Genomic DNA, 15,033 nt, shown 5'->3' on the forward strand with positions numbered 1-15,033 from the left:
AGGGTGTCGAGGGAGACGTTGAGCCGGTTGACCCCGGCGGCGGCGAGGGCCTGGGCGCGGTGGGCGAGGCCGACGCCGTTGGTGGTCAGGGAGATGTCGGGGCGTGGCTGCAGTGCGGCGGAGGCGGTGACGAGGTTTTCCAGGCCGCGGCGCAGGAGGGGTTCGCCGCCGGTGAAGCGGAGTTCCTCGACGCCGAGGTCGGTGACCGCGATGGTGATCAGGCGTAGCAGTTCGTCGTCGGTGAGTTGTTCTTCGCGGGGCATCCAGTCGAGACCTTCGGCCGGCATGCAGTAGTGGCATCGCAGGTTGCAGCGGTCGGTCAGGGAGATGCGCAGGTCGGTCGCCACCCGGCCGAAGCTGTCGACGAGGCGGGGGTCCGCAGGGCGGGCGGGGTCTCGGGTGGTGGCCGTCCGCAGGGCGGGCAGGCCGAGCTCCGTAGCCGTCACCACACGAGCCTATCCATCCGGGAGGCGTCGCACGCGTGTGCTGAGCAGCGGAAATCCTGGCATCCGCAGGTGCGACACGATGGGCTAGGACGATCCGCAGAAACGGATGTTCCACACTTTGTGACACGCATCACTCCGGCCGCCGCCCTGATCGACAGGAGAGGTCGATCACGGCGGCGGCCGGCACGTCACTCGTGAGCGGCCAGCTCCTGGCGCGCGACCGACCGCAGGTGCACCTCGTCGGGGCCGTCGGCGAAGCGGAGCGCACGGGCCCACGTGTAGAAGTAGGCGAGCGGGAAGTCGTCGCTCATCGCCGCGGCGCCGTGGATCTGCATGGCCCGGTCGATGACGGTGCACGCCATCCGCGGGACCGCCACCTTGATCGCCGCGATCTCCGTGGCCGCGCCCTTCGAGCCGTGCTCGTCGATCAGCCACGCCGTCTTGAGCACCAGCAGCCGCGCCTGCTCGATCTCGATGCGCGACAACGCGATCTGTTCCCGGACGACGCCCTGGTCGGCCAGCGGGCGACCGAACGCGACGCGGTCACGGGCCCGGCGGACCATCAGGTCGACGGCGCGCTCCGCCATCCCGATCAGCCGCATGCAGTGGTGGATGCGGCCGGGGCCGAGGCGGGCCTGCGCGATGGCGAAACCGCCGCCCTCCTCGCCCAGCAGGTTCGACGCGGGCACCCGCACGTCGTCGAACTGGATCTCGGAGTGGCCGTGCTGGTCCTGGTAGCCGAACGTCGGCAGATGGCGCAGCACCCGCATGCCGGGCGCGTCCCGCGGCACGAGGATCATCGACTGCTGGCGGTGCCGGGGCGCGTCCGGATCGGTCTTGCCCATGACGATGAAGAGCCGGCAGCGCTCGTCGGCGGCCCCCGAGATCCACCACTTGCGGCCGGAGACGACGTAGTCGTCGCCGTCGCGACGGATGCTCGTCTGCACGTTGGTGGCGTCCGACGACGCGACGTCCGGCTCGGTCATCGCGAACGCCGACCGGATCTCCCCCTCGAGCAGGGGGTCGAGCCACTGCTGCTGCTGCTCGGGGGTTCCGAACAGGTGCAACGTCTCCATGTTGCCCGTGTCGGGGGCCTGGCAGTTGATGGCCTCGGGTGCGATGACCGGCGACCAGCCGGACACCTCGGCGACGGCGGCGTACTCGAGGTTCGACAGCCCGGAGATGCTGGGCAGGAACAGGTTCCACAGCCCACGGGACCGGGCCTCGGCCTTGAGCTCCTCCAGGACCGGGGGCAGGTCCCACTCCTGCGGGGTGCCCCGGCGTTCGAGGCGCCAGGCGTCGTAGGTGCGCTCTGCGGGGAGCACCTTCTCGTCGAGGAACGCGCGCATCCGCCGCGTGTGGTCCGCGGCCGCGGCGCTGGGTTCGAAGTCCACACCCGCAGCCAATCACACGGCGACCACTGCTCTGGCGGTGTGCTCATTCGCGGAACTAAGATGCGACACGTGCCGCAGTTCCGGATTTCTGACGCCGCGAGTCTGCTCGGCGTCAGCGACGACACCGTCCGCCGCTGGGTGGACGCCGGTGCGCTGCCCGCCCGGGCCGACGCGTCCAACCGCAAGGTGGTCGACGGCGCGGCCCTCGCCGAGTTCGCCCGCAGCCACGCCAGCGCCACCCCCGACCCCACCGACGTACAGCGCTCGGCACGCAACCGCCTGGTCGGGCTCGTGACGTCGGTGGTCACCGACACCGTCATGGCGCAGGTGGAGATGCAGTGCGGTCCGCACCGGGTCGTGTCCCTGATGAGCGCGGAGGCGGTGACCGACCTCGGGCTCGAGCCCGGGGCGCTCGCGGTCGCGGTCATCAAGTCGACCAACGTGGTCGTGGAGATCCCAGGAGGACTCTCGTGAAGGTACGTGCACTGTCCGGCCTGCTCGCAGGGATCGCCCTGCTGCTCGCCGGATGCGGCGGCGCGTCGGGCTCGTCGGACGCCGGGGGGTCGTCCACGCCCGGCGCGCCACGCACCCTGACGGTGCTCGCGGCCGCGTCGCTCACCGAGAGCTTCAACGCCATGAAGGCCCGGTTCGAGACCGACAACCCCGGCGTCACCGTGCGCATCAGCTTCGGCGGCTCGTCCGACCTCGCGTCCCAGATCGTCAACGGCGCCCCCGTCGACGTCTTCGCCGCCGCCAGCGACGCCACCATGAAGACCGTCACCGACAAGAGCCTCACCGCCGCCGCGCCGACGATCTTCGCGACGAACGTCCTGCAGATCGCCACCCAGCCCGGGAACCCCGAGGGCATCGCCTCGTTCGCCGACCTGGCCCGGCCCGGGCTGAAGGTCGTCGTCTGCGCCCCGCAGGTCCCCTGCGGCGCCGCCGAGCAGAAGATCGAGACCGCGACCGGGGTGAAGCTCACCCCGGTCAGCCAGGAGACCGACGTCAAGTCCGTGCTCGGCAAGGTCGGCAGCGGCAACGCCGACGCCGGTCTCGTCTACGTCACCGACGTCACCGCCGCCAAGGGCTCGGTGCAGGGCGTCACGTTCCCCGAGGCGCAGCAGGCCGTCACCAACTACCCGATCGCCGTCGTCGAGAACGCGCCCCAGGCCGACCTCGCCCAGAAATGGGTCGACATGGTCACCGGCGAGTTCGGCCAGAAGACGCTGAACGCGGCGGGCTTCGGCGCCGAGAAGTGACGTCTGCAACGGTGGCCCCGTGAGCGTCACCGACGACGCACCGCAGGCACCCCCGGTCGAGCGGAAGCGGGACCGGCGCCACGAACGTGACGTCGCCCTGCCCCGCTGGATGTGGGTGCCTGCGGTCGTCGCGTTCCTGGTCATCGCGCTGCCGGTCCTCGGCCTGCTCCTCGAGGCCGACTGGGCGCGCATGCCCGAGCTGCTCACCAGCCCGGCCGCGCTCGCCGCGCTGCGGCTGTCGCTGGAGACGGCGGCGATCTCGACGGTGCTGTGCATCCTGCTCGGCGGTCCGCTCGCGGCCGTGCTGGCCCGGGGCCGGATGCCGGGGCTGCGCGCGCTGCGGTCGGTGGTGCTGCTGCCGTTGGTGCTGCCGCCGGTCGTCGGCGGTCTCGCCCTGCTCTATCTCGTCGGGGCGCGTGGGCTCGTCGGTGAGGCGCTCGAGCTCGGGTTCGGTGTCACGATCCCGTTCACCACGGCCGCGGTGGTGATCGCGCAGACGTTCGTCGCGATGCCGTTCCTCGTCGTCAGCCTCGAAGGGGCGTTGCGGACGGCGGGGGAGCGCTACGAGGCCGTCGCGGCGACCCTGGGTGCCTCACCTGCGCTGACGTTCCGGCGGGTGACGGTGCCGCTGGTGTTGCCCGGCCTGATGTCGGGCACCGTCCTGGCGTTCGCGCGCTGCCTGGGGGAGTTCGGGGCGACGATCACCTTCGCGGGCAATCTGCAGGGCACCACGCAGACCCTGCCGCTGCTCGTCTACCTCCAGCGCGAGACCGACGACGCGGGCGCCATCGCCCTGTCGTTGCTGCTCGTCGTCGTCGCGATCCTGGTCATCGCCTTCGCCCGCCCCCGCAACACCGAGGGCATCCGATGACCGGCGCGGCGCTGTCCGCGCGCATCCGGCTCGACCGGCCCGCCTTCTCCCTCGACGTGTCGATCGCCGCCGAGCCCGGTGAGGTCGTCGCCGTCCTCGGCCCCAACGGCTCCGGCAAGTCGACGCTGCTCGGCGTCCTGTCGGGGCTGCTCGTGCCCGACTCCGGACACGTCCGCGTCGGTGAGGAGACCGTCACCGACGTCGAGGCGCGCATCTCCGTCCCGCCCCACCGGCGCGGCGTCGGGCTGCTCGCCCAACAGGCGCTGCTGTTCCCCCACATGACCGCGCTCGCCAACGTCGCGTTCGGGCCGCGCGCCGCCGGTGTACCGAGACGCGAGGCCGAGGCCCGTGCCCTCGCCCTCATCGGCGAGGTGCTACCCGGTCTCGACGTCGACGAGATGGCCCGCCGCCGTCCCTCCCAGATGTCGGGCGGCCAGCAGCAGCGCGTCGCCCTGGCCCGCGCCCTCGCGCCCCGCCCCGGCCTCCTGCTGCTCGACGAGCCCCTCGCCGCCCTCGACGTCGACGCGACCCCTGCCATGCGCTCCCTGCTGCGTCGCGTCATCCGCGACGCCGAACAGACCGCCCTGCTCGTCACCCACTCCGCACTCGACGCCCTCGTCCTCGCCGACCGCGTCGTCGTGCTCGACGCCGGGCGGATCGTCGAGCAGGGGACGACGCGGGAGGTCCTCACCAAACCCCGGACCCCGTTCACCGCCCGCATCGCCGGGCTCGACCTGGTCCCCGGCACCGCCTGCCACGCCGGTCTGCGAACCGGGGACGGCACCCTGGTCAGCGGGCTGTTCGAGGAGACGCTCGCCGACGGCGAGCCCGCCGTCGCGGTCTTCCCGCCGTCCGCGGTGTCGGTGTTCCGCGACGAGCCCAAGGGCAGCCCCCGCAACGTCCTGCGCGTCACCCTCGCCGCCATCGAGCCGCGGGGCGACACCGTCCGCCTGCGCGCCGCCCCTCCCACCGACGGCCCCGCCTGGCTCGACGGCCTCGCCGCCGACGTCACCCTCGCCGCCGCCGCGGAGCTCGCCGTCGAGCCCGGAGCCGAGCTGTGGTTCGCGGTGAAGGCCACCGAGGTCGCCGTCCACCCGGCCGCGAGCTGACCCGCGTCGGGCGACCGTACGGTCGGCCCGCCGCCCGCGGTCCCGGCGGCATGACCGGGATCGTCGTCGCCCCGGCGGGTGATCTCCCGCCGGCCGGTGCAGGACCGGGTGCTACCCGCCGTGATGCCCGGCCGACACCGTGCGGAGTCGTCGTCGGGCGCGAGATGTCCCGTTCGGGGTGCTCCCCCCCGCGAGCATCACGCTCGGTTCCGGATTTCGGCTGGTGAGCCGTGCGCGGCGGTGGCGGCGGAGTTGTCACTCAACGCTCACCCGCACCGGGATCGGCTACTGACCGCCACTGCATCGTCCAAACTTTCATCACACGAACCTCACCCGTCCCGATCGTGTGGCTTCCGACCCGGTCTGTGGCTCCGTACGGTCACTCGACGTGACGCGCATTGCCCTGAAGGTGCTCCCCCTGGTGCTGCTGCTCGTCGTCTTCGGCTCGGTGACGGGCACCATCCCGACCGGGTTACCGGCGCCGACCGCCGACGACGGTCCGGCGGTCGCCGGGGTCGCCGTCGTGCCCGACGCCCCGGGCCCGGCCGTGGACGTCCCGGCGAGCGCGCCCGTCACGACGAGCCCTGCGGTCGCCCGCTCCGGCGACACCGGGAGCACGACCGGCACGACGACCGGCACGACGGCCGACACGACGGCCGGCGCGACGGCCGGCACGACGACCGCGGCAGCCGCCGCGGCCACGACGACCGCGGCAGCCGCCGCGGCCACGACGACGGCGCCGGCCGATCCGACCACGACCGGCGCCGTCGTCCCCGCCGCCACCGTGGCACCGGTCGCCGCCGACACCCCCGCCGCGACGACCGCCGGGGTCGCGGACTACGTCGTCCATGCCGCCACCACCGAGGACGCCACCCAGGCCACGCACGACCTCGGGGTGGTGCCGTCGGCGATGTTCGAGCACGCCGTCGCCGGCTTCGCGGCGCAGCTGACCGCCCAGCAGGTCGACCGGCTGCGCGCCCTGCCGGGCATCATCGGCGTCGAGCAGGACCGCCGGATCACCCCGCTCGAACCCCGGACCGTCCGCACCGCGAAGCCGCAACCGTCCACCGAGGCGACGCAGGACTCCCCCCGCAACTGGGGCCTCGACCGCATCGACCAGCCCTCGCTGCCGCTCGACGGCAGGTACACCGCGAACAGCACCGGTGCGGGCGTCACGATCTTCGTCGTCGACACCGGCGTCGACGTCACCCACCCGGACTTCGGGGGCCGTGCGAAGGTCGGCATCGACACCATCGACGACAACGTCTCCGACTGCGACGGCCACGGCACCGTGGTCGCGGGCATCGCGGCGTCGACGACCTACGGCGTCGCGAAGCAGGCGTCGGTGACATCGGTGAAGGTGCTCGACTGCAACGGGACCGGCACGCTGTCGTCGCTGCTGTCCGGTGTCGACTGGGTCGCGCGCAACCATCAGGGCCCGTCGGTCGCGGTGATGTCGTGGAGCTACGGCTCGTCGGACGTGCTCACCGCGGCGGTGCAGGGCCTGGTCGACTCGGGTGTGTTCGTCGCGTCCTCGGCCGGCAACACCGGTGGCGACGACTGCCGGGTGGCGCCGCGCAACGCGAGCGGGGTGCTGGTCGTCGCCAACTCGACGATCGACGACAGGCGGTCCCCGACGTCGAGCACCGGTGCGTGCGTGAGCCTGTACGCGCCCGGCACCGGCATCATCGCGCCGGTCCCGGGCGGGGGGACCGCGTCGTACTCGGGCACGTCGATGGCGGCGCCGTTCGCGGCGGGGGTCGCCGCGCTCTACAAGCAGCGCAACGGCGACGCCCCGAGCGCGACGGTCAAGCAGTGGATCATCGACCGTGCGACGCCCGGTGTGGTCGGCGGCGGGGACGCGGGCGGCACCCCCAACCGGCTCCTCAACACCGGCGGCCTGTGAGCCGGGACCCGGCGTGTCGTGAGCGTCGTCGGACCGCGCTGACGACACGCCCGGGTGCGGCGCGCTCGCTCCCGGACACCTCCGGTCCGGGGCGTCGCGGCGCCGTCACGGCTCCAGCGTCGAGAACCCCGTGTAGGGCACCAGGGCCTCTGGCAGCGTCACCGAACCGTCGGGCTGCTGGCCCTGCTCCAGGATCGCGACGAGCGTGCGCCCGATGGGCAGGCCCGACCCGTTGAGCGTCGCCGCGAAGCCCCGGGAGCCGTCCTTGGCCTTGGTGCGGATGCCCGCGCGGCGGGCCTGGAAGACCCCGAAGTCGGAGCACGACGAGATCTCGCGGTAGGTGCCCTGGCTGGGCAGCCACACCTCGATGTCGTAGGTCAGCGTCGAGGAGAAGCCGGTGTCGCCCGCCGCCAGCTTGACGACGCGGTAGGCCAGCCCGAGCCCCTGCAGCGCCGACTCGGCGTGCCCGACCAGGACCTCCAGCTCGTCGCGGGAGGTGGCCGGGTCGACGAAGCGGACCAGCTCGACCTTGGCGAACTCGTGCATCCGGATCAGGCCGCGGGTGTCGCGCCCGTAGGAGCCGGCCTCCGACCGGAAGCACGGCGTGTGCGCGGTGTAGGCCAGCGGCAACGACTCCAGGTCGAGCGTCTCGCGGGCGTGCAGGTTGGTGAGGGGGACCTCGGCGGTCGGGATCAGGAAGAGCTCCCGGTCGGCCACCTCGGTGCGGAACAGGTCCTGCTCGAACTTGGGCAGCTGGCCCGTGCCGGTCATCGTCTGGCGGGTGACCAGCGACGGCACCGAGAACTCGGTGTAGCCGTTCGCCAGCGCCGTGTCGATCAGGTAGGCGCCGATGGCGCGCTGCAGCGCCGCGCCGCGGCCCTTCAGCACGGCGAACCGCGGACCCGACAGCTTCGTGGCGCGGGGCAGGTCGAGGATGCCCAGCTTCTCGGCGATGTCGACGTGGTCGACCGGCGACTCGACGGCCGGCGGCTCGCCCCAGGTGCGGACGAGCTCGGCGTCGGCGTCGGAGGTGCCGTCGGGCGACTCGTCGGCGGGCAGGTTGGGGATGCCCAGCAGCAGGTCCTGCAGCTGCGCGTCGAACTCCTTCTGCTCGTCCTCGGCGGCCGAGACGACGCCCTTGAGGTCGCGGGCCCGCTCCACCAGGGCGGGCCGCTCCTCGGGCGAGGCGCCCTTCACCGACGTCGCGACCCGCTTGGACTCCGCGCGCGCCTCGTCGCCCCGCTGGATCGCGGAGTTGCGGCCCGACAGGAGCTTGTCCAGCTCGGCGAGGTCGAGGGAGTAGCCGCGGCGGGCGAGCTTGCGCACGGCGTCGGTGGCGGGGTCGAGCAGGACGCGCGGGTCATGCATCGGTCGAGGGTATCGCCCGTGCGCACCCCGGTTTTCCACGGTCCGGACCTGGCCTGCAGGGGAGTGGCGTGCGTCGCCGTCACGAGACAGGATGACGAGAGCCTCCACCGACCGCACCCGAGGAGTACGACGTCGTGACCTCCGCAGGCGCTCCCGCTGTCCCGTCCTACGCCTCCGGCATCTCGGAGGTGCCGCTGCTGGGCGACACCATCGGTGACAACCTCGACCGGACCGCCACCGCGCAGCCCGACGTCGAGGCGCTGGTCGAGGTCCCGACGGCGCGGCGCTGGACCTACGCGCAGCTGCGCGAGGACGTCGACGTCGTTGCCATGGGCCTGACCCTGGCGGGCATCGGCAAGGGCGACCGCGTCGGCATCTGGGCGCCGAACATGGCCGAGTGGACGCTGGTCCAGTACGCGACGGCGAAGATCGGCGCGATCCTCGTCAACATCAACCCGGCCTACCGCACGCACGAGCTGGAGTACGTGCTCAACCAGGCCGGTGTGAAGATGCTGGTGTCGGCGGAGAAGTTCAAGACGTCGGACTACGTCGCCATGATCGAGAAGGTCCGGGGCGACTGCGCCGCGCTGGAGCAGGTCGTGATCATCGGTGCCCCGGAGTGGGACGCGCTGGTCGAGTCCGGCAAGGGCGGTGACCGGGCGGCGCTCGCGGCCGCACAGGCGTCGCTGAGCCCCGACGACCCGATCAACATCCAGTACACGTCGGGCACCACGGGCTTCCCCAAGGGCGCGACGCTCTCCCACCACAACATCCTCAACAACGGCTACTTCGTCGGCCGCCTGTGCGGCTACACCGCCGAGGACCGCGTCTGCATCCCGGTGCCCTTCTACCACTGCTTCGGCATGGTCATGGGCAACCTCGGCTGCACCACGAACGGCTCGACGATGGTCATCCCCGCCCAGGGGTTCGACCCCGAGGCCACGCTCAAGGCCGTCGCGCAGGAGCGGTGCACCTCGCTCTACGGGGTGCCGACGATGTTCATCGCCGAGCTCAACCACCCCGACTTCGCCTCCTACGACCTGTCGAGCCTGCGCACCGGGATCATGGCCGGCTCGCCGTGCCCGGTCGAGGTGATGAAGCAGGTCGTCGACCGGATGGGCATGACCGAGGTGACCATCTGCTACGGCATGACCGAGACCAGCCCGGTGTCGACGCAGACCCGCGCCGACGACTCCCTGGACCGGCGGGTGTCGACGGTCGGGCGGGTGCACCCGCACGTCGAGGTCAAGGTCGTCGACCCGGAGACGGGCCTGACCATGCCGCGCGGCGAGCCCGGTGAGCTGTGCACCCGCGGCTACTCGGTGATGCTCGGCTACTGGGAGCAGCCCGACAAGACGGCCGAGTCGATCGACGCGTCCCGCTGGATGCACACCGGCGACCTCGCGATCATGGACTCCGACGGCTACCTCAACATCACCGGCCGGATCAAGGACATGGTCATCCGCGGCGGCGAGAACGTGTACCCGCGCGAGATCGAGGAGTTCCTCTACACCCACCCCGACATCCTCGACGCGCAGGTCATCGGCGTTCCCGACGTCAAGTACGGCGAGGAGCTGTGCGCGTGGGTGAAGCTGCGCGACGGTGCCGGGCAGCTGACGGCCGAGCAGGTCCGCGAGTTCGCCGCCGGCAAGCTCGCGCACTACAAGATCCCGCGCTACGTGATCGTCGTCGACGAGTTCCCGATGACCGTGACGGGCAAGGTCCGCAAGGTCGAGATGCGGGAGAAGTCCGTCGAGCTGCTCGACCTGCAGGACGCCGCGGCGGTCAAGAACGCCTGACGGCGCGACCGGTTGGGCTGTTCGGCCCCGACGGCCGGTGGTTTTGGGCGGTGCGCGGCCGGGGTGCGCAGGTCTAGGCTGGAACCTGCGCGTCCCGGTGTCGCTAGGCGAGCCGACCGATCAGGTGCGGTGGACCAGGCAGCAGCAGGGCGCGTTTGTCGTGCGGGGGTGTGACCACCCCGGCGCGACCGCGTGGCGACGATCGAGGAACGGGTGCGCAGGATGCCGACCGGCAGGGTCAAGTGGTACGACGCCGACAAGGGTTTCGGCTTCCTCTCGCAGGACGGCGGCGAGGACGTCTACGTCCGCAAGGCGGCGCTACCGGCGGGTGTGGAGTCGCTCAAGTCGGGACAGCGCGTCGAGTTCGGGATGGCCGAGGGCCGCCGCGGGCCGCAGGCGTTGCAGGTGAAGCTCGTCGACGCGCTGCCGTCGGTGGCGGAGGCCGCCCGCAGGCCCGCCGAGGAGCTGCACGGCCTCATCGAGGACATGATCAGGCTGCTGGAGAGCAAGGTGCAGCCCGACCTGCGCCGCGGCCGCTACCCCGACCGGAAGGCCTCGAAGCTCGCCGCCGAGGTCGTGCGCGCGGTGGCCCGCGACCTCGACGGCTGAGCCGCTCACGCGTCGGTGACCAGGACCCAGGAGCCGCGGATCAGGAACTCGCCCTGACCGGTCTGCGGGTCGGCCGACGGGATGCCGAAGGCCTGCACCTGCGCGGTGAGCAGCTGGTCGGTCGGGGCGGGCAGCTCGAGGGTGTAGTCCTTCTGCGCCCCGGCCGCGAACACGGGGCTGCGCCCGTCGACCTGCTGTCCGTCGGTGCCGCGGTAGCTGAACACCACGTGCCACGGCGTCGCCGACAGCTCTTCGGCCACCGCGACCTGGACGGGGGTGCCCGCAGGCACACCCAGGTGGACCTCGGCCGCCGGGTCGCCGGTGCAGTCGGTGACCTTCAGGTCGCACCACTGCGTCGGCCCCGTGGTGCGGTCCTGCCCGGCGACGGTGAACGTCACCTGCGGCGGGGCGTCCGAACCGCTGCACCCGGCGAGCAGGACCGCGCAGGCGACGAGCAGGAACGGCAGCAGACGACCTGGGCGGAGACGACGGAGCACGCCACCAGCCTATGAGTGCGCCGTCGGCGCCATGGGCGGGGTGTCGACGCGCGCCTCCCGCGCCCCCAGCCCGGGGATCAGCGTGCGTCCGCGGCTGATCAGGAACGTCTGGGTGCCCGACAGCGTGACCAGGCAGGACACGACGACGAACCCGATCCAGAACGTGCTGTGCGGCAGCAGCACCCCGAACGCGCCACCGAACACCCAGGCCAGCTGCAGAACCGTCTCCGACCGGCCGAACGCCGACGCCCGCGACTCCTCCGGCAGGTCGCGCTGGATGACGGCGTCGAGCGACACCTTCGCCAGCGCGCTGGCCGCCGAGCCCACGAGGCCGACGATCGCGGCCGTCCAGATGCCGGGGATGACGGCGGCGACGACCGTCGAGCAGACGACGGCGCCGATGCAGCCGAGCACCACCGCGTCGGCCCGCCCGAACGACGCCCGCGACCCCGCGAAGTTGCCGATGAACCCGCCCGCACCGGCCGCGGCCCCGACGATGCCGATCAGGAACAGCTGCCGCGACGGGTCGGCCTCGGTCTGGGCCTTGACGACGAACGCCACGAACAGCGCCAGGAAACCCGTGAGGATGCGGATGGAGCCGTTGCCCCACAGCGACGTCAGCACCCCGCGGCCCATCGGCCTGCGCCGGCCGCGGTGGGTGCTGCGCAGGGCCGCGGGGACCTCGCCCGCGGTGACCTCGACCCAGCGCGGGATGCGCACGCACAGCCACACGCCCACGACCGCCAGCCCCGCCGTGTAGAACAGCGCCCCCGGCGACCCGAACGCCCACGCCACACCGGCCGCGACGGCGCCGAACACGCCGCCCGCGACCAGCCCGAACGTCGTCAGCCGGGAGTTGGTGGTGGTGAGCCCGATCGTCTCGGGCAGCACTCTCGGGGTGACGGCCGCCTTGAGCACCATGTAGCTCTTCGACAGCACCAGCGTGCCCAGCGCGGCCGGGTAGAGCAGCCAGTTCTCGTAGTTGAGCGCCATGACGACGGCGAGGATCGCGCGGCCCGCGAACGACACCGCCAGCGCGGCGCGGCGGCCGCGCTGCAGCCGGTCGAGCAGCGGCCCGATGACGGGCGCCACCACCGCGAACGGTGCGACGGTGATCGCCAGGTAGAGCGCGACGTTCGTCTTCGACTCGGCGGTGGCGGCGGCGAAGAACAGCGTGTTGGCCAGCGCGACGGTGACCGCGGCGTCGACGGCGTAGGTCATCATCGTCGCGTAGGTGAGCGCCGTGAGGCCGGAGCGGTCGGCGCCGTCGGCGGTGGCCGCGCGGTGGAACGTGCGGATGCCGCCCTGCGCGAACTGCCGGGTGCGCATCGCCGCGACGCGGGTGACGGTCAGCTTGCGCGGGACCTTCGGACCGGGCTGCTGCCCGGTCGGCTCCGCACCCTCGGCGGTGTGGTCGGGCGCGGGGCGTGCGGTCGTGGCGTCGGGCTCGGGCCGGGTGCCGCGGGGCGGGGTCGGCAGGGGCGGCAGGCCCCGCGACGGGGTGGGGGGCGGCAGCGGCATCCCGCGCGCGGGGGTGCGCGGTGGTGCCGGGGCACGCGGGGGTGCCGGTGGGCGCGCACCCACCGGGGGACCCTGCGGCGGCGGGGCGGGGCGACGCGGCGGCGCCGGGACCGTCCCGCCCGCCCGGTCGCCGGCCGGGCCCGCCGGTGGGCGCGGCTCGGCCGGTGTCGTCGGGTACTCGTCGTCGCGCGGGCCACGACGGTAGGCGGCGGGGTCGTAACCGGGGTCGTCGTGCCACGGGTAGCGCCGGTGCACCGTCGGCTCGTAGGGCGCCGCCGCCGGGCGGGCGTCGGGACGGCGTTCGCCCCAGGCCGGCGGCTCCTCGGGAACCGGCGGCTGCACGGGTTCGGGCCCACCGCCGGACACCCACGGGCGACGCCTGCGGCGCCGCGGCTCGCGGGGGTCGGAGGAACCGGTCCGTGCCACGGGTTCATTGTGGCTCATGCCCTGCCCGACCCGCCGACCTCGCGGGGTACCCGGATCGGGCACCCGCGGCGTCAGCCGAACCGCACCCGGTACATCGCCGGCCACAGCTTGCCCGTCAGCAGGAACTCACCGCCGCCCAGCGACGCGATCCCGTTGAGGACGTCCGCGCCCGCCCGGCGGTCGGCCGGCAGCAGCCCCGCGGCGTCGACGACCGCGCTCACCCGGCCGTCGGCGGGGTCGATGCGGACGATGCGGTCGGTCTGCCACACGTTGGCCCACACCTGCCCGTCGACGCACTCCAGCTCGTTGAGCTGCGTCAGCGGCCTGCCGTCGAGCGTCACCCGCACGGAGCCGGTCTCGGCGAACGTCACCGGATCGTGGAACCGCAGCAGGTCGGTGCCGTCGGACCGGACGAGCCTCGCCCCCTCCGAGCACAGCCCCCAGCCCTCGCCGCTCATCGGCACCTGCCGCAGCAGGGTGAGCGAGGCCCGGTCCCACTCCAGCGCGACGCCGTCGCGCCACGTCAGCTGCCAGATCCGATCGCCGACGACCGTCAGCCCCTCGCCGAACAGGCTGCCCGGCAACGGGACCGCCCGGCGCAGTGCACCGGTCGCGGGGTCGAGTTCGCGCAGCTGGGAACGGCCCTGCAGCCCGGTGCCCTCGTAGAGGAGTCCGTCGTCGAGCTCGAGGCCCTGGGTGAAGGCCGTGGGGTCGTGCGGGAGCTCGCCGAGCACCTGCGGACGCAGCACCGGCGGGCCCGGCGGGGCGGCCCCGCACGCGGCCATCGCGAGCACCGCGACGAGCAGGAGCGCACGGCGGACGATCACGATCGGCAAGGGTGGCACAATCTCGCCCGTGAGCGACGAACCGACGCACGACGAGGGCGCCGCGGTCCGCGAGGCGCTGCGCCCGCCGACCGACGCGATCGACCTCGCGCGCGCGGCGGCCGTCGAGGAGGCGGCCACCGACGCGGGGCCCGACGAGGCGGCTGCGGCCGTCGGCGAGCACCTGGGCGGTGCCGCCGAGGACGACGCCTACACGCACTTCTTCGCCGCGACCCGTCCCGGCTACCGGGGCTGGCGCTGGGCGGTCACGCTCGGCTGGGCGGGCGAGGGCGAGCCGGTCACGGTCAGCGAGGTCGTGATGCTGCCCGGCCACGACGCGCTGGTCGCGCCGACGTGGGTGCCGTGGCAGGAGCGCGTCCGCCCCGGCGACCTCGGTGTGGGCGACCTGCTGCCCGCCCCCGCCGACGACGAACGGCTCGTACCCGGCTACGTCGCCTCCGACGACCCGGCGGTCGAGGAGGTGGCCGTCGAGATCGGGCTGGGCCGCACCCGTGTGCTGAGCCGGTTCGGCCGCACCGAGGCCGCGGAGCGGTGGCACGAGGGTCCGCACGGCCCGTCGGCGGCGATGGCCCGGTCCGCGCCCGGTGTGTGCGGCACGTGTGGCTTCTTCGTGCAGCTGGCGGGGTCGCTGCGGGGCTCGTTCGGCGTGTGCGCCAACGAGTTCGCCCCGGGCGACGGCGCGGTCGTCGCGGTCGGGTACGGCTGCGGCGCGCATTCCGACGTGGTGGTCGAGCAGGGGTCGCCGGTGCAGGTCGCGGCCGTCGTCTTCGACGACGGGGTCGACCTGGAGACGATCTCCCGCGCGGCCGAGGACACCGCCCCCGAGGACACCGTCTCCGAGGACACTCCTGCCGAGGACGCCGTCTCCGAGGACACGGCCGACGACGCGGCCGGCGGCGCCGTCGCGGGGGGCGCCGACGACAGCGCCGAGCCGGAGCCGGCCGACTCCTGAGCGGGCCGTCGACCGAAGGGCTCGCCGGCGC

Annotated in this window: 14 protein-coding genes and 1 pseudogene; 9 read left to right on the forward strand and 6 right to left on the reverse strand. The window is 73.3% G+C overall.

Features of this window, described 5'->3' with window-relative positions; all coding sequences use genetic code 11:
• Both AB7F12_RS05135 and AB7F12_RS05140 read right to left on the reverse strand, forming a co-directional pair.
• The coding region (locus AB7F12_RS05135) for a radical SAM protein (protein ID WP_428516330.1) at positions 1–446 on the reverse strand (446 nt) is incomplete at its 3' end.
• 188 nt (positions 447–634) lie between these two features.
• Entirely contained in the window at positions 635–1,840 is a 1,206-nt protein-coding gene (locus AB7F12_RS05140) for an acyl-CoA dehydrogenase family protein (protein WP_428498641.1), read from the reverse strand.
• A gap of 69 nt (positions 1,841–1,909) precedes the next feature.
• On the opposite strand from AB7F12_RS05140, the gene AB7F12_RS05145 reads away from it, so the two are divergent.
• The 6 genes and pseudogenes from AB7F12_RS05145 (at position 1,910) to AB7F12_RS05170 (ending at position 6,985) form a co-directional block, all read left to right on the forward strand.
• Positions 1,910–2,314: a TOBE domain-containing protein gene (locus tag AB7F12_RS05145; protein WP_428498640.1), complete on the forward strand. Its 405-nt coding sequence runs from the start codon at positions 1,910–1,912 to the stop codon at positions 2,312–2,314.
• Entirely contained in the window at positions 2,311–3,099 is a 789-nt protein-coding gene (gene modA, locus AB7F12_RS05150) for a molybdate ABC transporter substrate-binding protein (RefSeq protein WP_428498639.1), read from the forward strand. Before AB7F12_RS05145 ends, modA begins: the two co-directional genes overlap by 4 nt.
• Positions 3,100–3,208: 109 nt before the next feature.
• Positions 3,209–3,970: an ABC transporter permease gene (locus AB7F12_RS05155; protein ID WP_428498671.1), complete on the forward strand. Its 762-nt coding sequence runs from the start codon at positions 3,209–3,211 to the stop codon at positions 3,968–3,970.
• Positions 3,967–4,467: pseudogene (locus AB7F12_RS05160) on the forward strand (ATP-binding cassette domain-containing protein); the annotation flags it as partial. The gene AB7F12_RS05155 and the pseudogene AB7F12_RS05160, both read left to right, overlap by 4 nt.
• 39 nt (positions 4,468–4,506) lie before the next feature.
• Positions 4,507–5,079 (forward strand): TOBE domain-containing protein, encoded by a 573-nt coding sequence (locus AB7F12_RS05165; protein ID WP_428516366.1) that lies wholly within the window; start codon positions 4,507–4,509, stop codon positions 5,077–5,079.
• Between the two features lie 388 nt (positions 5,080–5,467).
• Positions 5,468–6,985, forward strand: coding sequence for a S8 family peptidase (locus tag AB7F12_RS05170; RefSeq protein ID WP_428498636.1), 1,518 nt, complete (start codon positions 5,468–5,470; stop codon positions 6,983–6,985).
• Between the two features lie 105 nt (positions 6,986–7,090).
• Here the strand turns inward: AB7F12_RS05170 and serS are convergent, their stop codons facing one another.
• A complete protein-coding gene (gene serS / locus AB7F12_RS05175) occupies positions 7,091–8,353 on the reverse strand; it encodes a serine--tRNA ligase (RefSeq protein WP_428498635.1) in 1,263 nt (420 codons plus the stop codon).
• 134 nt (positions 8,354–8,487) lie between these two features.
• Between serS and AB7F12_RS05180 the strand changes: the two genes are divergently transcribed.
• Entirely contained in the window at positions 8,488–10,152 is a 1,665-nt protein-coding gene (locus AB7F12_RS05180) for an AMP-binding protein (RefSeq protein ID WP_428498634.1), read from the forward strand.
• Between the two features lie 222 nt (positions 10,153–10,374).
• Positions 10,375–10,761 carry a cold-shock protein gene (locus tag AB7F12_RS05185; RefSeq protein ID WP_428498633.1) on the forward strand — a complete coding sequence of 129 codons (387 nt, stop codon included), beginning with the start codon at positions 10,375–10,377 and terminating at the stop codon, positions 10,759–10,761.
• 5 nt (positions 10,762–10,766) lie between these two features.
• Here AB7F12_RS05185 and AB7F12_RS05190 read toward each other — a convergent pair whose 3' ends face one another.
• From AB7F12_RS05190 to AB7F12_RS05200, 3 genes are all read right to left on the reverse strand, one after another.
• Positions 10,767–11,258 (reverse strand): DUF2771 family protein, encoded by a 492-nt coding sequence (locus tag AB7F12_RS05190; RefSeq protein WP_428498632.1) that lies wholly within the window; start codon positions 11,256–11,258, stop codon positions 10,767–10,769.
• Between the two features lie 9 nt (positions 11,259–11,267).
• Positions 11,268–13,205, reverse strand: a complete 1,938-nt coding sequence (locus AB7F12_RS05195) for an MFS transporter (protein ID WP_428498631.1) — start codon at positions 13,203–13,205, stop codon at positions 11,268–11,270.
• Positions 13,206–13,276: 71 nt separating this feature from the next.
• A complete protein-coding gene (locus AB7F12_RS05200) occupies positions 13,277–14,032 on the reverse strand; it encodes a glutaminyl-peptide cyclotransferase (protein WP_428498630.1) in 756 nt (251 codons plus the stop codon).
• Positions 14,033–14,060: 28 nt separating this feature from the next.
• On the opposite strand from AB7F12_RS05200, the gene AB7F12_RS05205 reads away from it, so the two are divergent.
• Positions 14,061–15,002: a DUF3027 domain-containing protein gene (locus tag AB7F12_RS05205; RefSeq protein WP_428498629.1), complete on the forward strand. Its 942-nt coding sequence runs from the start codon at positions 14,061–14,063 to the stop codon at positions 15,000–15,002.
• Positions 15,003–15,033 lie beyond the last annotated feature (31 nt).

Source organism: Pseudonocardia sp., assembly GCF_050250275.1.
In the GTDB taxonomy this organism is placed as follows: Bacteria; Actinomycetota; Actinomycetes; order Mycobacteriales; family Pseudonocardiaceae; genus Pseudonocardia.